The 19,482-nt window shown below is 29.2% G+C and carries 17 protein-coding genes; 10 read left to right on the top strand and 7 right to left on the bottom strand.

What is annotated here, in order from left to right:
- Positions 1-40 precede the first annotated feature (40 nt).
- The 4 genes from L3J60_RS03660 (at position 41) to L3J60_RS03645 (ending at position 7,396) form a co-directional block, all read left to right on the top strand.
- Positions 41-919 carry an SDR family oxidoreductase gene (locus L3J60_RS03660; protein ID WP_291974133.1) on the top strand — a complete coding sequence of 293 codons (879 nt, stop codon included), beginning with the start codon at positions 41-43 and terminating at the stop codon, positions 917-919.
- Positions 920-1,027: 108 nt separating this feature from the next.
- Positions 1,028-2,644, top strand: a complete 1,617-nt coding sequence (locus L3J60_RS03655) for a CTP synthase (RefSeq protein ID WP_291974132.1) — start codon at positions 1,028-1,030, stop codon at positions 2,642-2,644.
- A 116-nt stretch (positions 2,645-2,760) separates the two neighbouring features.
- Positions 2,761-4,653 (top strand): membrane protein insertase YidC, encoded by a 1,893-nt coding sequence (gene yidC / locus L3J60_RS03650; protein ID WP_291974131.1) that lies wholly within the window; start codon positions 2,761-2,763, stop codon positions 4,651-4,653.
- Between the two features lie 865 nt (positions 4,654-5,518).
- Positions 5,519-7,396 (top strand): potassium transporter Kup, encoded by a 1,878-nt coding sequence (locus tag L3J60_RS03645; RefSeq protein ID WP_291974130.1) that lies wholly within the window; start codon positions 5,519-5,521, stop codon positions 7,394-7,396.
- A 52-nt stretch (positions 7,397-7,448) separates the two neighbouring features.
- Here L3J60_RS03645 and L3J60_RS03640 read toward each other — a convergent pair whose 3' ends face one another.
- Positions 7,449-9,017, bottom strand: a complete 1,569-nt coding sequence (locus L3J60_RS03640; protein ID WP_291974160.1) for an ABC transporter substrate-binding protein — start codon at positions 9,015-9,017, stop codon at positions 7,449-7,451.
- A gap of 186 nt (positions 9,018-9,203) precedes the next feature.
- On the opposite strand from L3J60_RS03640, the gene mtaB reads away from it, so the two are divergent.
- The 6 genes from mtaB (at position 9,204) to L3J60_RS03610 (ending at position 13,530) form a co-directional block, all read left to right on the top strand.
- Positions 9,204-10,538, top strand: a complete 1,335-nt coding sequence (mtaB, locus tag L3J60_RS03635) for a tRNA (N(6)-L-threonylcarbamoyladenosine(37)-C(2))-methylthiotransferase MtaB (RefSeq protein WP_291974129.1) — start codon at positions 9,204-9,206, stop codon at positions 10,536-10,538.
- 19 nt (positions 10,539-10,557) lie between these two features.
- Positions 10,558-11,199: a MarC family protein gene (locus L3J60_RS03630; protein WP_291974128.1), complete on the top strand. Its 642-nt coding sequence runs from the start codon at positions 10,558-10,560 to the stop codon at positions 11,197-11,199.
- A complete protein-coding gene (locus L3J60_RS03625; RefSeq protein WP_291974127.1) occupies positions 11,199-11,858 on the top strand; it encodes an alpha/beta hydrolase in 660 nt (219 codons plus the stop codon). Before L3J60_RS03630 ends, L3J60_RS03625 begins: the two co-directional genes overlap by 1 nt.
- A gap of 71 nt (positions 11,859-11,929) precedes the next feature.
- Positions 11,930-12,844, top strand: a complete 915-nt coding sequence (locus tag L3J60_RS03620; protein ID WP_291974126.1) for a lytic transglycosylase domain-containing protein — start codon at positions 11,930-11,932, stop codon at positions 12,842-12,844.
- A 2-nt stretch (positions 12,845-12,846) separates the two neighbouring features.
- Positions 12,847-13,221 carry a sulfite exporter TauE/SafE family protein gene (locus L3J60_RS03615; protein WP_291974125.1) on the top strand — a complete coding sequence of 125 codons (375 nt, stop codon included), beginning with the start codon at positions 12,847-12,849 and terminating at the stop codon, positions 13,219-13,221.
- Between the two features lie 54 nt (positions 13,222-13,275).
- Entirely contained in the window at positions 13,276-13,530 is a 255-nt protein-coding gene (locus L3J60_RS03610; RefSeq protein ID WP_291974124.1) for a DUF1456 family protein, read from the top strand.
- Positions 13,531-13,541: 11 nt separating this feature from the next.
- On the opposite strand, the gene L3J60_RS03605 is transcribed toward L3J60_RS03610, so the two are convergent.
- The 6 genes from L3J60_RS03605 to L3J60_RS03580 form a co-directional block, all read right to left on the bottom strand.
- Entirely contained in the window at positions 13,542-14,489 is a 948-nt protein-coding gene (locus tag L3J60_RS03605; RefSeq protein ID WP_291974123.1) for a nitronate monooxygenase, read from the bottom strand.
- Positions 14,489-16,114 (bottom strand): S8 family serine peptidase, encoded by a 1,626-nt coding sequence (locus L3J60_RS03600; RefSeq protein ID WP_291974122.1) that lies wholly within the window; start codon positions 16,112-16,114, stop codon positions 14,489-14,491. Before L3J60_RS03600 ends, L3J60_RS03605 begins: the two co-directional genes overlap by 1 nt.
- A gap of 73 nt (positions 16,115-16,187) precedes the next feature.
- Positions 16,188-17,375, bottom strand: a complete 1,188-nt coding sequence (gene mnmA / locus L3J60_RS03595; protein WP_291974121.1) for a tRNA 2-thiouridine(34) synthase MnmA — start codon at positions 17,373-17,375, stop codon at positions 16,188-16,190.
- Positions 17,376-17,621: 246 nt separating this feature from the next.
- Complete coding sequence (locus L3J60_RS03590; protein WP_291974120.1) at positions 17,622-18,125, bottom strand: GNAT family N-acetyltransferase; 504 nt, start codon at positions 18,123-18,125, stop codon at positions 17,622-17,624.
- Positions 18,126-18,809 (bottom strand): toxin-antitoxin system YwqK family antitoxin, encoded by a 684-nt coding sequence (locus L3J60_RS03585; protein ID WP_291974119.1) that lies wholly within the window; start codon positions 18,807-18,809, stop codon positions 18,126-18,128.
- A 231-nt stretch (positions 18,810-19,040) separates the two neighbouring features.
- Positions 19,041-19,481, bottom strand: coding sequence for a heme-binding domain-containing protein (locus L3J60_RS03580; protein ID WP_291974118.1), 441 nt, complete (start codon positions 19,479-19,481; stop codon positions 19,041-19,043).
- Position 19,482: the final 1 nt, after the last annotated feature.

Genomic DNA, 19,482 nt, shown 5'->3' with positions numbered 1-19,482 from the left:
AAAAAATTAGTACTTTTATTTCAACTAAAATTTTAAATTCATGTATAAAAATCCAATGCTTAAAGATAATAGTTTAAAAGATTATGTAATTGTGGTTACCGGTGGTGGTAGTGGATTAGGAAAAGCAATGACTACTTATTTTTTGGAACTAGGTGCAAAAGTTGTTATTACTTCAAGAAATATTGAAAAATTAATAGCTACTAAAAAAGAATTAGAAGAAGAAACTGGTGGAATTGTTTTGCCCGTACAATGTGATGTTAGAAATTATGATGAAGTTGAAAATGTACTAGCAGAAACCCTAAAAACTTTTGGTAAAGTTGATGGACTTTTAAATAATGCCGCCGGAAATTTTATAAGTCCAACAGAACGATTATCTGCTAATGCGTTTGATACAGTAATTGATATTGTTTTAAAAGGAAGTAAAAATTGCACCTTAGCTTTTGGAAAACACTGGATTAAAATTAAACAACCAAAAGCTACTATTTTAAATATTGTAACAACGTATGCTTGGACTGGCTCTGCGTATGTTGTGCCTTCAGCAACGGCAAAGGCGGGCGTTTTAGCAATGACACGCTCTTTGGCTGTGGAATGGGCAAAATATGGCATTCGTTCAAATGCAATTGCACCAGGACCATTTCCTACCAAAGGAGCTTGGGATAGATTATTACCTGGAAACTTAAAAGAAAAGTTTGATATGAAAAAGAAAGTTCCTGTTGGCAGAGTTGGTGTTCATCAAGAATTGGCAAATTTAGCTGCTTATTTAATGAGTGATTTTTCGGCTTATGTTAACGGAGAAGTAATTACCATTGATGGTGGAGAATGGCTAAAAGGTGCTGGGGAATTTAACATGCTTGAAGATATTTCTGAAGAAATGTGGGATATGTTAGAAGCTATGATACGAAATAAAAAGAAAAAATAATTTAATTACTCACCTAAATAATTAGAAACCTTCAAAATTTAAAAATTTTGAAGGTTTCTCTTTTGCTAACTAAAATAGAGTTAGTACTTTTGCCCAAACCTAATAACAATGAAAAACACTAAATACGTTTTTGTAACAGGAGGCGTAACATCCTCTCTTGGAAAAGGTATAATTGCTGCATCCTTGGCAAAATTATTACAAGAACGAGGTTATTCTGTAACTATTCAAAAATTAGATCCATACATTAATATTGATCCAGGAACTTTAAATCCTTATGAACATGGGGAATGCTATGTTACTGATGATGGTGCTGAAACTGATTTAGACTTAGGTCATTATGAACGGTTTTTAAATATTCCCACTTCACAAGCTAATAATGTTACCACAGGAAGAATTTATCAATCTGTAATTGATAAAGAACGTAAAGGTGAATTTTTAGGAAAAACAGTTCAAGTAATTCCTCATATTACTGATGAAATAAAACGTCGTATTCAAATTTTAGGGAAAACTGGAAAATTTGACATTATAATTACTGAAATTGGAGGAACTGTTGGCGATATAGAATCTTTACCTTATGTAGAATCTGTTCGTCAATTATTATGGGAATTAGGAGATGAAAATGCTATGGTAATTCATTTAACATTAATTCCATATTTAGCTGCTGCAGGCGAATTAAAAACAAAACCAACCCAACACTCCGTTAAAATGTTAATGCAGAGTGGTGTAATGCCAAATATTTTAGTTTGCAGAACAGAACATAAAATTTCAGATACTATTAAACAAAAATTAGCATTATTTTGCAACGTTAAAAAAGAGAATGTTATTGAATCTATTGATGCAGAAACTATTTATGATGTCCCAAATTTAATGCTTGCTGAAGGTTTAGATACTGCAGTATTAAAAAAATTGAAATTAGCACATAAAAAACAACCAGCATTAAAATCATGGAATCAGTTTTTAACTAATTTTAAAAATCCAAAACACACTATTGAAATTGGATTAGTTGGTAAGTATGTAGAATTACACGACGCATACAAATCTATTTCAGAGGCATTTATACATGCAGGTGCAAAAAACAAAGTAAGTGTTAATATTCATTGGATTCATTCTGAAGATTTAACCGTAAAAAATATTCCTGAAAAATTAAAAAACTTAAATGGCATATTAGTAGCTCCGGGCTTTGGAAATCGTGGTATTGAAGGTAAAATTGAAGCTGTTAAATATGCTCGTGAAAATAACATCCCTTTTTTCGGAATTTGTTTAGGAATGCAAATGGCAGTTATAGAATTTGCCAGAAATGTTTTAGAATTAAAAGATGCCAATTCAACCGAGATGAATCCTAATACAAAATCTCCTGTAATAGCTATTATGGAAGAACAAAAAAACATAACTAATTACGGTGGCACTATGCGTTTAGGAGCTTGGGATTGTAAATTATCAGAGAACAGTAAAGTTGCGAAAATCTATAAAACTAAAAATATAAGTGAACGCCATAGACATCGATATGAATTTAATAATATTTATTTAAACGATTTTGAAAAAGCTGGGATGATTGCCACAGGAAAAAACTTAAAAACCAATTTGGTTGAAGTAATTGAAATTCCTTCACATCCTTGGTTTGTTGGAGTTCAGTATCATCCAGAGTATAAAAGTACCGTTCTAAACCCGCATCCATTGTTTGTTGATTTTGTAAAAGCTGGTTTAAAACACTATTTGAACAAATAAGAACTTATTAATTAACTCATAATATTAACTAAACATCTCATTGATTTTAGTACTTTTGTCGAACTTTTTAAATAATTTTCAGAAAGGAAGTGACAAATTGACATTTTAAATATATCATGGAAGAAAAAAAATTTGATTTAAATTCGATAATAGGATTTGCTTTAATTGGTGCCATTATGCTATGGTGGATGTATAGCAACCAACCTACACCCGAAGAGTTAAAAGCCAAAGCTGAAACAGAACAGGTTCAAAAAGATTCTATAGCTGAACAACATAAAACTAAAGAAATAACAACCGTAACAGAAGTTGCAAACGATTCTCTTTCTTTAAAAGATGCACAAAATGCGTTAGGTAACTTTGCATATTCTGCTTCTTTGCCATCTGCAACAAATGCTGAAACTGTTATAGAAAATAAAGTTTTAAAATTAGTTATCGCAAATAAAGGTGGTTATATTAAAGAAGCACTTATTAAAAAATATGTAACCTATGATTCTTTACCACTATATTTAGTCAAAAATAAAAATGCTTCATTTAATATAAATTTTGGAACTTCAGATAACCGAATTTTAAATACCAAAGATTTATATTTTCAACCAACCTTAACTACAGATGGTGAAAATCAGGTGCTTTCTATGAAGTTGAAAGTATCGGAAAATAAATATTTGGAATATAGATATGAAATTAAACCAGGCAAGTATATGGTTGATTTTTCTATTCATTCTCAAGGATTAAATTCCTCATTAAATACTACAGCTCCAATAACTTTAGATTGGTATTTAAAAGGATATAGACATGAAAAAAGTATAAAATACGAAGATCAACATACCGAATTATATTATGAAAAAGATGATGATAAAATTGAATCTTTATCAATAGGTAGAGATGATGATGCTACAGTAAATGATGTAAATTGGGTAGCTTTTAAACAGCAGTTTTTCTCTTCCATTTTAATATCTAAAGAAGGATTTAACAACGCAAAACTTTCATCAAAAAATCTTATGAAAGACGAAGCAAAAGATACCGTATTCACTAAATCTTTTAATTTAAAAACGCCACTTGTATTAACAAATGGAGAATTAAATTACAATATGAAATGGTATATCGGTCCAACCGATTATAAAATTCTTTCTAAATACAAAAGAAATATTAAAGAGATTGTAAATTTAGGTTGGGGAATTTTCGGCTATATAAACCGATTAATTTTTGTCCCGGTCTTTGGCTTTTTAGAAGGTTTTATTGGTAGCTACGGACTTATTATTATTTTAATGACTATAATAGTACGGATTTTTATGTCGCCGTTAGTATATAAATCCTATTTATCTAGTGCTAAAATGAAGGTGTTAAAACCTGAAATGGATGAATTAAATAAAAAATATCCTGGAAAACCAAATGCAATGAAACGCCAACAAGAAACTATGGCTTTACAACGTAAAGCTGGTGTTAGTCCATTGGCAGGTTGTATTCCAGCATTGTTACAAATGCCTGTTTTCTTTGCTTTATTTAGATTTTTTCCATCTAATTTTGATTTGCGTCAAAAAAGTTTTTTATGGGCGACAGATTTATCTGCTTATGATTCCGTTTACCAATTACCATTTAAAATTCCGTTATATGGAGATCATATTAGTTTATTTCCAATACTAGCCTCTATTGCCATTTTCTTTTATATGAGAATGAGTCAAAGTCAACAAATGAATATGCAAGCACCTGCACAAGAAGGAATGCCTGATATGCAAAAAATGATGAAAATGATGATGTATTTTTCACCATTAATGATGTTGGTTTTCTTTAATATGTATGCAAGTAGTTTAAGTTTGTATTATTTTGTGTCAAATTTACTTACAGTATCAATTATGTTAATTATTAAAAATTACATTATTGATGAAGATAAAATTCATGCTCAAATTCAAGAAAATAAAAAGAAACCTAAAAAAGAAGGCAAGTTTAGACAACGTTTAAATCAGGCAATGAAGCAAGCACAAGATCAACAAACTAAGCAAAAGAAGAAATAAAATAGTAGTATTAATAACCCGTTGTGCATTATGATAAAATTTCGTCAATTCGAGTGAATTTTAATCCTGATAAGGAGGAAAATTAGTATCGAGAATAGAAATTTTATCATAATACACAACGGACCTAATTATAAATTTTATATAGATTTTAATCAAGTTAATTTTAAAATTACAGAAGATGATATTACTACTTATATAAAATTTATAGATGCTAACTTAGTAAGTTTAGGATCAAGACTTAGTGCAGTTGTTACCAACACTCCAAACCAGGTTGTTTCTACAACCATGTATAAAATGCTTCAAAAAAACAGATCTCAAATTGTTGAAATATTCTCTACTAAAGAAAATGCATTAAATTGGCTGGGGCTTGAAATTGAATTATTAAATCATATTGATTTTTAATAAAATTATACATCAAAAAATTATTAAGTCCTTCCCTATTTATCGCTTTAAAAAGCATCGTTTAATAATTATTCTTTATGCATAAATGTAAAAACTAAATTACTATTCACATAAATACAGTTTATTTACAGTTTTAAAATCCTTCATTTTGAATTGCTACAATTTTTATAATAGTTTTATACTTCTGTTAGAGAAGTAAAGAACAAAAAATCATGTAATTTTGTATTGTTTTATTAAACTTTAGTTTATTTAGATTCTGATTGTCCGTAATCTTACATAACGTCCGTCGCCCTGAATCTGCCAGCAGCAGGCGGGCTTATCTCAGTGTCATATTCAATAAAACATTGATTATCAGACGAAAATGAGATGCTGAAACGAGTTCAGCATGACGGTGTTTTTTATTATTACTAATTATGGACACACAATTTAGATATTAACAAAAGTTATAAATTACTTCTATTAGATGAATAGCACAAAAAAAGATAAAAATAAACTAGGATTAGTAACTTTAACAGCATTAGGAATTGTATTTGGAGATATTGGAACAAGCCCTTTATATGCAGTTAGAGAGTGTTTTTATGGAGATTTTAGCGTCCCTATTTCTAATGATAATATTTTTGGAGTTATTTCTTTAATCTTTTACGCTTTAATTATTGTTATAAGTTTAAAATATTTAACTCTTGTGTTTAGAGCTGATAATGAAGGTGAAGGTGGCATTTTGGCTCTTATGTATTTAGTACTTCCTAAAAAAAATAAAAAACTAAAGATTGTAATAATAACATTTATGGGCTTATTTGGAGCAACATTATTATATGGTGATGGTATGATAACTCCCGCTATTTCTGTGTTAAGTGCAATTGAAGGAGTAAATGTAGCCACAAGTAATTTTCAATCTTATGTTATTCCCATTACCATTGCTATCCTGTTTGGCTTGTTCTTTTTTCAAAAATTTGGAACTAAAAAAGTTGGGTTTATCTTTGGCCCTCTAATTTTAATATGGTTTGTAATTATTGCCATACTTGGGTTAAATGCTATTATAAACTACCCAGTAATTTTAAAAGCTGCTAATCCTTATTGGGCCTATAAATTTTTCACAATCCATCATTGGCATGGTATTTTTATATTAGGTGCTATTTTTTTAGTAGTTACTGGAGGTGAAGCATTATATGCTGATATTGGACACTTTGGAAGAAAACCTATTAAATTAGCGTGGTTTTTTATTGTATTTCCTTCTTTAATTTTGAATTATTTTGGACAAGGAGCTTTATTACTTAAAAACCCTTCTTTAGTTGCAAATCCATTTTATCACTTGGCTCCAACTTGGGCTATATATCCTCTAGTTTTTATGGCAACTATTGCAACAGTAATTGCATCACAAGCCGTAATTTCAGGAGCTTTTAGTTTAACCTTTCAAGCATTGCAATTAGGCTATTTTCCTAGAGTAAAAATTACTCATACTTCAAAAGATGAACGTGGTCAAATTTATATTCCACAAATAAATTGGATATTATTTATTGGTACAATTAGTTTAGTTTTATTATTTAAAACATCTGCTAATTTGGCTTCTGCTTATGGTGTAGCAGTATCAACTACAATGGTAATAACAACAATACTCACATTTTTTGCTATGAAAGATTTGTGGAAATGGAAACTTTCAGTTTCAATTACAATAACCATACTTTTACTTTGTGTTGATGTTGCATTTATGACTGCAAATTACACTAAAATTCCATCTGGCGGATGGGTTCCATTAGTTATTGCTAGTTGTATTTATTTAGTGATGACCACTTGGCATAAAGGAAGAGAAATTTTACACAAACAAAGTATAAGAACTAATGGTTTGTTAAGCAATTTTATTAAATCAGTAAATCAAAATCCACCTCAACGTGTTCCGGGTGTTGCCATCTATTTTGTAAGTGATATCAATTATACACCAGCAGCTCTAATCCTTAATTTAAAACATAATAAAATTCTTCATCAACAAGTAATTATTCTTTCCGTTGTATTTAAAAAAGTACCACATGTAAAAAAAGTAGATCGTTTAACGTTTGAAAAAATGTCTGATGAAATATACAAAGCCATTATTAATTATGGTTTTATGGATTATAAAAATATTCCTAAAGCACTTGAATTGCTTAAAAGTGAAGGGATTTCTATTACAAAAGAAAATACAACCTATATTTTAGGAAGAGAAACTTTTATTTTGCAAGAAAACAAAGCAATGCCAATTTGGCGAGAATCTCTATTTTCTTTCCTTTCAAAAAATTCAGTTTTAGCTACAAAATATTTTAATTTACCAAAAGGAAATGTTTTAGAAATTGGTTCTCAAATATCATTATAATAGCATTCTAATTTTCTTAAATTTACAAACGTAAAATTCTTAAGTAAACTATTTAATTGGCTACTTTCCTAACTCTTTTCAAGTTCAATAAATTAATAGGATTAATTCCTAGTCCTATCACATTTTTTTGAGCAAATCGTATTACTTCATCATAATAAAGAGGAACAACAGGAGCTTTTGCAATAACCAAGCTATCCATTTGTTGATAAATTTTATTTCGTTCTTGTCTGTTAGTAATTGTAAAAGATTTTTCAAACATTTCATCAAATTCGGCATTTTTAAAATGCGTATAATTTGGACCGTTAGGTGCAAAATTTTTACTATAAAAAAGCGATAAATAATTTTCAGCATCAGGATAATCGGCAATCCAACTCGCTCTAAAAACACTTAATTTACCATTTGCTTTACTTTGCCTTAATGTTGAAGGTGGAACCACATCAATAGCAACTTCTAATCCAATATTCTGTAATTCACGTTGAATATATTCACATAAATCTACATATTGGCTATTAGTGGTTATGGTAATTTTAGGATAATTATTTCCTGAATTTAATTTATAGTTTTCAATTAATGCCTTTGCTTTTTCAGGTTGATAAGTATATCCTTTAGCATCATTAAATGATGGCAAACCCTTAGGAATAAAACCATTAACAGCCGGCATTCCAATTCCGTTTCTTAGAAATTTAATCATTTTAACTCTATCAAATCCATAATTAATAGCTTTTCTAATTAATTCTGAGTTAGTTACAGATTCCTTTTTATCCATTAAAAATCCTAAATATTCAGTATTTAAATAAGCACCTTTAACCATATTTACCGTATTAACATATTTCTGTTTTAACAATCCATTATCGGTTAAAATATCATCTTTATACGATGGATCAATACTATTTAAAAAATCTAGATTTCCTTGAATAAATTGTAAAAATTCACTTTGTTTGTCTGGCAAAAAAGTAATTGCAATAGCTTCTAAATAAGGTAATTGCACATTGTTTTCTTTTTCATAATAGTTTTTATTTTTTCGCAACACTAATTTGGTATTTTCCACCCATAATTTAAATTTAAAAGGACCTGTACCAATTGGATGTGAACGAAAATCCGTTCCATAATAATCTACAATTTCTTTGGGTACAACGGAACAGTATTTCATAGAAAGCAAACCCAAAAAAGGCGGAAATTCTTTTTTTAGCTGTATGCTAAAAGTAGAATCATTTTCAGCTTTAAAACTTGCCACATTTTTCAACACCCATTTTCCTGGTGAAGCAACTTTTGCATCCAATAATCTATTAAAACTATATTTAAAATCTTGTGCTTTTACAATTCTGGTACTATCTTTTCCAAACAAAATATCTTTATGAAATTTAACATCATTTCTTAAGGTAAAAATATAGGTTTTTCCATCGCCTGAAATAGTCCATTTTTTAGCTATATCTGGTTGTACATGCAAGCTGTCATCCAATTGAACCAATCCGCTAAACAATTGATTTACCGCCCAAATATTTGCTTGATTCTTAGCAAAAGCAGGATCTAAAGATGAAACATTTGCATGCTCATTGTATCTAAAAACTAAATTATCATTCTGCTTTTTCTGATTTGAATTACAAGAAATCAAAAGCAACATTAATACAAAAAAAATACTGCTATTTTTCAATCTCATAATCATCTTTTTAGACATTAAATTATAGTTTTTATCTTCTTTATTTTTTATTGAAGTAAAAATAACGGCATAATAAGGTAGTTTTGGCGTTTTTGAAATCATATTATAAAAATAAAATTCTGTACTTTTGCACCCGATAAATGTACAAGAATGAACGCACAAAAAAAAGTGGCATTTTACACCTTAGGATGTAAATTAAATTTTTCGGAAACCTCTACCATTGCTAGAAATTTTCAAAGTGAAGGATTTGAACGAGTGGATTTTAGCGAAAAAGCAGATATTTACGTAATTAATACATGTTCTGTAACCGATAATGCTGATAAACGTTTTAAAACCATTGTTAAATCAGCTTTAAAACAAAATGAAAACGCTTTTTTAATTGCCATTGGTTGCTATGCTCAGTTAAAACCGTCAGCATTAGCCGCAGTTGATGGTGTCGATTTAGTGCTTGGTGCTACCGAAAAATTTAAAGTTACCGATTATATTAATGATTTATCAAAAAATGATTTAGGTGAAATACATTCCTGTGAAATTGAAGAAGCCAATTTCTACGAAAGTTCTTATTCTTTTGGTGATAGAACTCGTGCTTTCTTAAAAGTTCAAGATGGTTGCGATTATAAATGTACGTATTGTACCATTCCATTAGCTCGTGGAATTTCAAGAAGTGATACTTTAGAAAATGTATTACAAAATGCAAAAGATATTTCTGAAAAAGGAATTAAGGAAATTGTGTTAACGGGAGTTAATATTGGCGATTATGGTAAAGGAGAATTTGGAGATAAAAAACACGAACATACTTTTTTTGAATTAGTGCAAGCCTTAGATAAAGTTGCAGGCATTCATAGGCTACGAATTTCATCTATTGAACCCAATTTACTAACTAATAAAACCATTGAATTTGTAGCAAGTTCAAATAGTTTTGTACCTCATTTTCATATTCCTTTACAAAGCGGAAGTAATAAATTGCTTAAATTAATGAAACGCAGGTATTTACGTGAAACCTACACCAACAGAGTACAATCTATTAAAAAATTAATGCCAAATGCTTGTATTGGAGTTGATGTAATTGTTGGTTTTCCTGGGGAAACTGATGAACTTTTTTTAGAAACTTACAATTATTTAAATGAATTAAATATTTCTTATCTGCACGTTTTTACCTATTCAGAAAGACCAAATACTGAAGCAATTACTATGGATGAAGTTGTTCCGCTAGAAATTCGCCATAAAAGAAGTAAAATGTTACGTGGTTTATCTGTAAAAAAACGAAGAGCTTTCTATGAAAGTCAGCTGAATAATGAGCTTACGGTTTTATTTGAAAGTGATAATAAAAATGGATTTATTCAAGGATTTACAGAAAATTACGTAAAAGTTAAAGCACCTTGGAATCCAGAATTGGTAAATACGCTACATAAAATTAAGCTAACTCATATTGATGATGACGGCATAGTACGTTTTAATTGGATTAAAACTCCATCTTTTGTTTAATATTTTAATTTAAAATACTTTGATTGAATTATACACTTTTGCGTTATTGGTTTTTACTTCATTTTTCACCTTGATAAATCCGCTAGGAACCATGCCAATTTTTATGACCATGACAGCTACATTAAGCAAACAGCGAAAAAAACAAACGGCAAAAAAAGCTACTTTAATTGCATTTTTTACTATTGTAGCCTTTGCTTTTTCTGGTCATATTTTATTTAATTTTTTCGGGATATCTGTTAATAGTTTTCGAATAGTTGGTGGCGTTATTTTCTTTACCATGGGTTGGGATATGCTTCAAGCTCGTTTAGGACATATTAAACATACTGATGACGAAGAAAAAATTGATGCTTATGTAGATGACATCTCCGTGACACCCTTGGCTATACCTATGATTTGCGGACCTGGAGCCATTACCAATGCTATTATTTTAATGGAAGACGCTCACAATTACACTCAAAAAACAGTATTAATTATAGTAATTGCCTTAGTACTTTTTATTACTTATTTAATTCTAATTGGTGCAAGTAAAATAACCGATAAACTTGGCGAAACAGGTAATAAAGTAATGATGCGTTTAATGGGATTAATTGTAATGGTAATTGCCGTAGAATTTTTCTTTAGTGGTTTAAAACCAATAGTTTTAAGTATGTTACACCAATAATGACTACTAATAAAACACATATTTATTTTATTCCTGGATTAGGAGCCAGTTCAAAAATTTATGAATTTATAAAACTCCCAAATGCTGAATTTGAATGTCATTATTTAGAATGGTTACTTCCATTATCCAATAAAGAATCGTTACAAAACTATGCCCAAAGAATGGCTGATTTAGTTACTCATAAAAATGTGATTTTAGTTGGCGTATCATTTGGTGGAATTATGGTTCAAGAAATGAGTAAATTCCTTTCTGTTAAAAAAATAATACTTATTTCTAGTATTAAAAATTTAGATGAATTTCCAAAACGATTAAAATTTTTACAAAAAACAAAAGCTTATAAACTTTTTCCACTTAAAATATTAAATAATTTAGAAACTTTTTCTGAATATGCTTTCGGTAATTATGCTATAAAAAGAATTGAATTGTATAAGAGATATTTATCTGTTAGAGATGAAAATTACTTAAACTGGGCTTTATATAATGTACTAAATTGGGACCCAACTACAACTTCCAAAAATATACTTCATATTCATGGAACTTCAGATAAAATATTTCCAATTAAAAATATTAAAAACTGTATTCCGGTTAAAAATGGAACACATGCTATGATTATTTATAAAGCCAAAACCATCTCTAAAATTATCTTAGAAAATATTTAGTTCTAATAATTAATGTTTTTTCCGAAATTTTCAATTTAATTTGTATTTTAAGCTAACAAATATGAAAAATTATGAAAAATGAAGTCAAAATTTTAAGCCTAGTAGCAATTATATTAGTAAGTTCCTTATTAATTTTTGCATCCAAAAAAAGCAAAACAAATAATGAGAGTGATATAAGTACTAGTGAATTCTATAAAATTAAAGCACTTAAAATTCCTAAAAATTTATCGTTTGCTGGAGAGCGAATTCCGTTAGAAAAACAAGATATTAAAGAACGTATTGATCGCGAATTATTGGTCAACACCTATTGGCAATCTAACGGATTATTATTTTTTAAACGAACTCATAAATATTTCCCTATAATTGAACCTATTTTAAAAAAGAATGGCATTCCTGATGATTTTAAATATTTAGCGGTAATTGAAAGTGGATTGATGAATGTTACTTCCCCTGCTGGAGCAAGAGGATTTTGGCAGTTATTAAAAAATACAGCTAAAGAAAATGGATTAGAAGTAAATGATAACGTTGATGAACGCTATAATTTGGAATTGGCAACCCAGGCTGCTTGTAATTATTTAAAAGAAGCACGCATAAAATTCGGAACTTGGACCTTAGCAGCTGCTGCGTATAATGCTGGAATTAAAGGAATTAGTAAAAAATTAGAAACTCAACAAGTAAAATCGTATTACGATTTATTGGTAGGTGATGAAACTAAACGATATGTACCAAGAATTGTAGCGGTCAAAGAAATTTTAACTCATCCAAAAAAGTATGGTTTCATTTTTGAAACATCTGATTTATATAATTTAGAACCTACAAAAACCATAAAAGTTGATACCGTAATTACAAATATTGCCAGATTTTCAAAAGACTTAGGGATTAATTACAAAACTTTAAAATTATACAATCCATGGTTGCGTGAAAACAAATTAAATAATAAAACAAAAAAAGAATACAGTATTAAAATACCAATAAAAATATTATGAAAATGACAATTTCAACAATTATTTTACTAATTATAATAGGATTAATAGCAGGTTTATTAAGTGGTTTAATTGGCATTGGAGGTGGCGTAATAATGGTACCTTTATTTATATTATTATTAGGTTTAAATCAATACAACTCACAAGGTTTAAGTTTAGCCGTAATGCTTCCTCCAGTAACATCATTAGCGGTTTATAATTATTATAAAGCTGGCGGAGAAATAATTAATTGGAAAATAATTTTAGTAGTTTCTGCTATGTTTGTTATTGGCGGCTATTTTGGTTCCAAAATTGCTTTACATGTAAATCAAAATTTATTAAAAAAAATATTTGGTTTTATAATGTTAATTATTGCTTTTAAATTTATTTTTTCAAAGTAAATTTAAAGGCTCTTATTATTTTAATTACCTTTTAAAATACGCTACCTTTGCCTTATGGGATTAACAAATAATGATATATTAAAAAAACTTAGAGTTGCACTTAAATTAAGAGATGATGATATTGTTAAAATTTGCAAGTTAGTAGATTTTAATATTTCAAAAAGTGAATTAGGAGCACTATTTAGAAGTGAAGATCATCCAAAATATATGGAATGTGGCGACCAAATTTTACGTAATTTTTTAAACGGATTGGTGATACATTTACGTGGACCAATGCCTCCAAAAAAGCAAATTGATAAAAATAAATAATCTTTATTTTCTTAAAACAACGGTTGATTAAAAGTTTGTTTAACTTCTTTAAACTCTGTAATTATCTCATTAACAATTTCTGTAGCTGGTTTTATGTTGTGAATTAATCCGGCAACTTGACCTATTTCTAATTCTCCATCTTCTAAATTTCCTTCAAACATTCCTTTTTTAGCTCTTGCTCTTCCTAATTTTTCTTTAAGTTGTTCAATAGTTGGATTTTGTTGATACAAACTTTGCAATTCAGTATAAAATTTATTTTTAATTAAACGAACCGGAGCTAATTCCTTTAAGGTTAAATGGGTATCTCCATCTTCTGCTTTAACAACTTCATTTTTAAAGTTAATATGAGATGAAGCTTCATTACTTGCTACAAATCTACTTCCAATTTGAACTGCATCAGCACCTAAAACCATTGCAGCTAACATTCCTCTTCCTGTGGCAATTCCACCTGCTGCAATTAAAGGAATTTGCAACTTTTCTTTTACCATAGGAATTAACGTAAAAGTGGTTGTTTCTTCTCGTCCATTATGTCCGCCCGCTTCAAATCCTTCAGCAACAACTGCATCCACACCAGCTAATTCTGATTTTACAGCAAATTTTACACTACTTACTACGTGTACCACTTTAACGCCGTGTTTCTGTAAAAAAGGAGTCCAGGTTTTTGGATTTCCTGCAGAGGTAAATACTATTTTAACTCCTTCATCTACAATTATTTGCATTATTTTTTCAACATTTGGATATAACATAGGAACATTAACTCCAAAAGGTTTGCTAGTAGCTTTTTTACATTTTTTAATATGCTCTTTTAATACTCCAGGATACATGGAACCTGCACCTATTAACCCTAATCCTCCTGCATTACTAACCGCTGAAGCTAATTTCCAACCACTATTCCAAATCATTCCTGCTTGAATTAATGGATACTTAATTTGAAATAATTCAGTAATTCTATTTTTCATTAATTTTTAAGCATTTTTATAGTGGTTACTTTATTATTATATGATAATTGCATCATATACAATCCTGTTGATAAATAGGAAATATTCATAACAGGCCTTCCTTTAAAAATCAATTGATGCACCATGGTTTTTCCTAACAAATTCACAATAGTAATTTCAATTTTATCAGAGTTTTTAGGAAATTTAAAATTGATATTATCTTTTATTGGATTAGGAAAAATAGTTGGGTTGTCAGTTTCATTCTCTAATTGTTCAATATTTAGAATATTATAAACCGACTCAAAATTTGGAATTCCATAACCTTCTTGTGCAGTTGGACTTGAATATAAACTACCTGATTCTTTTACCCTTTGAATAATTTCAGCATTTGTTTTTTGAGGAAATGCCTCCCATAAACAAGTAATTGCTCCTGTCATTATTGGAGAAGCAAACGAAGTTCCGTTAGAAGTGGCAATACTTCCTGTATTACTAATAATGTAAACATTAGCTCCTTGAGCATCAACATCAGGTTTAATTCTACCATCAGAAGTTGGTCCAAATGAGCTAAAACTAGCAATAGTACCTGTAGCATCTACTGCTCCAATACTTAAAACCGAAGTAGCATCTGCTGGTGCACTAATATAATGCCAACTACTACTTCCTTCATTTCCTGCAGCATTTACCAATATCATTCCTCTGGAAAAAGCAATTTCAGCACCACGAGAAATAAATGTAGTTTTGCCATCCATATCGCTATACGTATAATTATAATTTGGATTGTCAAAAGTAGTATAACCTAAAGAAGTATTAATCACATCAACGCCTAAACTATCTGCTTTTTCAGCAGCTTCAACCCACAAACTTTCTTCTAAAGGGGTTTCTTGAGAATCATCTTCTGATATAAATAAATAGAATTTAGCATCTGGTGCAGTACCCACAAACTGATTGTCAACATAACCAGCAATAGTTGATAAAACTGCCATTCCGTGATAATGACCTGTATAAAAATTAGTACTTCTATTTACAAAATCATAACCTCCTAAAATTTGATTATTGTCTCTAATTCGTTGAAAAGCTGCATACGTATCTACATTTGGAAAACCTGCATCAATAATAGCAATTTCCATTCCTTGACCTGTAAAATTATTTTGATGCAACACGTCTCCTTTTATCATTTGAATTTGATTGGTTGCATTTCCATAATTAAAATTAGTAGTAAAATCTAATTTGTCAGTTTTTTGAACTATTTTATTTTTTAATAATCTCTTTCCTCCTGCATTTAAAGATTTATCAGCAAAATCAATTGAAGCAACAAAAGTTAGATTTAACAAATTATTGATATCGACTTGTGTTCCTTGAATATGCAAGGCGTTTAACCATTTAGATTTAGCTAAAACCGTAATACCTGCTTGGCTTTTAATTTGATTTATGTAGGATAATTCAACAGGAACGTCTTTACTGTCAAAAGGAATATTGTAACGTGTTCTTCTATCAATTGAGCGTTGGGTAAGCATTGCTATTGGTGACGCTAAATAGGTGCTTTCGTTTGGTTTATCATTAAAATAAACCCAAGCATCTTCAATGGTTTGGCCTAAAAGAATATTGCTTACTATTAGAAAAAAAAAGGATAGTAGTTTTATTTTCATAGTATTACTATTAAGGGGTTTTGGCTTCTAATTTACAAAAAAATAAACAACTCGTTTTTTAATAGGCTCATTCCTATGAAATTACTCCCGAACCAAGCAATTCATTGTTTTGATACCAAGCTACAAATTGTCCTTCTGTTATGGCAGATTGTGGATTTTTAAATTCAACATATAATCCTGTTTTTACTTTATAGATAGTTGCTTCTTCCAATACTTGACGATATCTTATTTGTGCCTTTACAACTAATGATTCACCTTTGTTTAAAGCTAAATCGGTTCGTAACCAGTGAATTTCATTATTTTTTACAAAAAGAGTATTTCTATATAAACCTTTATGTTGTTTTCCCTCACCTGTATAAATTACATTTTCAACTACATCAGTATCAATTACAAATAACGGTTCTTTTGTCCCACCAACTGCTAATCCTTTTCGTTGTCCTTTAGTAAAATAATGAGCTCCTTGATGTTTACCAACAATTTTTCCGTTAATAATTTTATAAACATATTTAGTTGCATTAAAAACTAATTCTTCTTCTTTGGATTTAAAAATAGGAATTTTTCTATCATAAATTTTAGAATCCGAAGGAATTTGAACAATTACGCCTTCTTTTGGCTTTAGTTTTTGTTGTAAAAATTCAGGTAATCTAACTTTTCCAATAAAACATAAACCTTGTGAATCTTTTTTAGAAGCAGTAATTAAATTTTGCTCAGCAGCAATTTTTCTAACTTCTGGTTTGGTTAATTCGCCTATTGGAAATAAGGTTTTTGATAATTGATATTGAGAAACCTGACATAAAAAATAGGATTGATCTTTATTAGTATCCGTTCCACCAATTAATTTATAAATAGTTTCACCATTAATTACTTCGGATGTTTTACGGCAATAATGACCAGTTGCTACATAATCTGCTCCTAATTCTAAAGCAATTTTTAAAAAAGCATCAAACTTTATTTCTCGGTTACATAAAATATCTGGATTTGGAGTTCTTCCTTTCTCGTATTCGTTAAACATATAATCCACAATCCGATCTTTGTATTCCACACTTAAATCTACTACCTGAAAAGGAATTCCCAATTTTTCGGCTACCAACATTGCATCATTGCTATCTTCTAACCAAGGACATTCATTAGAAATTGTTACAGAATCATCATGCCAATTTTTCATAAAAAGACCAATAACATCGTACCCTTGTTCTTTTAACAAGTATGCTGCTACACTACTATCAACTCCACCCGATAACCCAACAATAACTCGTTTCATTTATAACTATTTCTTATTTTTTCAAAAGTGCAAAGTTACGTATAAGTTTTAGGAAGCGAAAGTTAATTTAGACACAAATTATAGAGTGATAAGAAGTTTTTAATCTATAGAATTCCTCGAGGTTCTACCTCGGGGTTATGCGGAAAGTTTGAAAACCTTAGGTTTTCATCAAATTGAAAAATATTTTTTCCGCTTGATACCTCGATGGCTCTGCCTCGGGGTAATTCATTATAATTAGAAAACAGATTAAAGTGACAACCCATAAATTAAATGACCACAAACTTTATTATTTAAGTAAATCATATTAGGTAAATGTCCCAGTTTTTTAAACTTAAATTTTTCTAAAATTTTATGAGTTGAAGTATTTATATCTAAAACAAAGGCAAGCAAACTTTTCTTTTTTATTCTAGCACAATCCTTAATAACAAAATTTAATAAAGCAGAACCAATCCCTTTTTTTTGATAAGCATAATCTAAATAATAACTAATTTCGGCTATGGATTCCATTGCTTTTCTTCCTGGTCTATAAGGAGATAATGAACAATAACCAACCACTTTATTTTTATACGTTGCTACATATAAAGGATAGGTGTTATTATCAAATTTTTGAAACCAAGATAATCGCTCTTCAACTTTAAATTCTTCAATATCTCCTGTGGCACATTTAGATTTAATTGCTTGATTATAAATGGAAACCAAATATGGTAAATCATTAAGTTGTGCAAATCTAAATTTTAAATCTTCTTCCATTTATTGTTTAATTTTATCCACATTTACCGATTTTCCATTTTCAAAATATTCCCATTTACCAACCTTTACATCATTTTCATAATTACCCGTATAAATTAACTTACCTTTTATATCATAATATTTGGCTAATCCGTTTAACTTACCATCTTTGTAATTCAAATTATTTAATAAAATGCCATTTGCAGCATATCGTTTGGTATTTCCATCTAATTTTCCATTTTTATAAAATAACCTTTCAGCTATTTTACCAGTTTTATAGTAGGTTGCGGATTCTCCTTCTAAAACTCCATTTTTATAATTTTCCTTTGATAGTAATTTTTTCCCTTTATCTTGATAATATTTCCATAAACCTATTCTCTTTTTACCATCCATTTTGCCTTCACTTTCTAAAACTCCTTGAACGTTAAAATAGGTCACTTTAACTAAATTACTTTGATTTTCAAAAGTTTTAATGGCAATTGGATGTATAGAACTTAAAGGACTATAAAATTTAAAAATACCAATTTCTTTTCCGTTTTTAAATTGCCCAACATATCTTATTTTTCCATTACTAAATTTTTTAGTCCAAACCCCTATCCTTTTTCCATTTGCATTTAACTGATTAATTTTTTCCTGAGCCAAAAGTCCTTGAAAACTGAAACCAATTATAAAACAGATTACAAAAAGTTGGTGTGCGTTTTTCACAATTTTAAAGAAATTATATTTTTTAACTCGTTGTGCATTTTGATTCTTTAAACTTACTATTACATCAGCTCGAGCCTGCCTGACAGCAAGGCAGGTAATTTTTGATGAAAAATTGTATCGAGAGCGGTTGTTTTTAAATAAAAAAACCTATTCTCGATACTAATTTTAAGCCTAAAAAGGCTAAAATTTACTCAAATTGACGAAATTTTATCATAATGCACAACGGTTTTTTTAATATTTATTTATGGTTTCTAACCAATTTAAAAAAGCTGCACTTTGCTGATTGGTTAAACTAGTGTTTTTATGAATTAAAGTGTAACTAAATAGTGGCATTTCACCTTCTTTTATTTCTTTCTTCATTTCTTTTATAATATGATTTTTCTGATCTTTATTATACAATGTCCATTCTGAAAAATTTAAATGTTCTTTACCGTCATTTACATGATATGCTAAAAACCATGAAACTGGTGCAATATTATTATACCAAGGATAAGCTGTGTTATTTGAATGACAATCTGCACAAGAAGTTTTAATAATTTCTTGTACTTCTTTTGGTATTTTAATTTCAGTACTTATATCATTGGTGTAATTTTTAGACTGATTTTTTTTAGGTTGAATAAACTGAATTAAAATTAGCACCAAAATAATGATGCCAGCTATTTTTTTTTTCATT

This window comes from Lutibacter sp. (assembly GCF_021647475.1).
In the GTDB taxonomy this organism is placed as follows: domain Bacteria; phylum Bacteroidota; class Bacteroidia; order Flavobacteriales; family Flavobacteriaceae; genus Lutibacter.
This window is presented reverse-complemented; position numbering and strand designations above follow the sequence as displayed.

Bases quoted from the DNA above. Each gene is read 5' to 3' on its own strand.
- L3J60_RS03660 (WP_291974133.1), top strand. From the start codon at position 41: ATGTATAAAAATCCAATGCTTAAAGATAATAGTTTAAAAGATTATGTA.
- L3J60_RS03655 (WP_291974132.1), top strand. From the start codon at position 1,028: ATGAAAAACACTAAATACGTTTTTGTAACAGGAGGCGTAACATCCTCT.
- yidC (WP_291974131.1), top strand. From the start codon at position 2,761: ATGGAAGAAAAAAAATTTGATTTAAATTCGATAATAGGATTTGCTTTA.
- L3J60_RS03645 (WP_291974130.1), top strand. From the start codon at position 5,519: ATGAATAGCACAAAAAAAGATAAAAATAAACTAGGATTAGTAACTTTA.
- L3J60_RS03640 (WP_291974160.1), bottom strand. From the start codon at position 9,017: ATGTTGCTTTTGATTTCTTGTAATTCAAATCAGAAAAAGCAGAATGAT.
- mtaB (WP_291974129.1), top strand. From the start codon at position 9,204: ATGAACGCACAAAAAAAAGTGGCATTTTACACCTTAGGATGTAAATTA.
- L3J60_RS03625 (WP_291974127.1), top strand. From the start codon at position 11,199: ATGACTACTAATAAAACACATATTTATTTTATTCCTGGATTAGGAGCC.
- L3J60_RS03620 (WP_291974126.1), top strand. From the start codon at position 11,930: ATGAAAAATGAAGTCAAAATTTTAAGCCTAGTAGCAATTATATTAGTA.
- L3J60_RS03615 (WP_291974125.1), top strand. From the start codon at position 12,847: ATGACAATTTCAACAATTATTTTACTAATTATAATAGGATTAATAGCA.
- L3J60_RS03610 (WP_291974124.1), top strand. From the start codon at position 13,276: ATGGGATTAACAAATAATGATATATTAAAAAAACTTAGAGTTGCACTT.
- L3J60_RS03605 (WP_291974123.1), bottom strand. From the start codon at position 14,489: ATGAAAAATAGAATTACTGAATTATTTCAAATTAAGTATCCATTAATT.
- L3J60_RS03600 (WP_291974122.1), bottom strand. From the start codon at position 16,114: ATGAAAATAAAACTACTATCCTTTTTTTTTCTAATAGTAAGCAATATT.
- mnmA (WP_291974121.1), bottom strand. From the start codon at position 17,375: ATGAAACGAGTTATTGTTGGGTTATCGGGTGGAGTTGATAGTAGTGTA.
- L3J60_RS03590 (WP_291974120.1), bottom strand. From the start codon at position 18,125: ATGGAAGAAGATTTAAAATTTAGATTTGCACAACTTAATGATTTACCA.
- L3J60_RS03580 (WP_291974118.1), bottom strand. From the start codon at position 19,481: ATGAAAAAAAAAATAGCTGGCATCATTATTTTGGTGCTAATTTTAATT.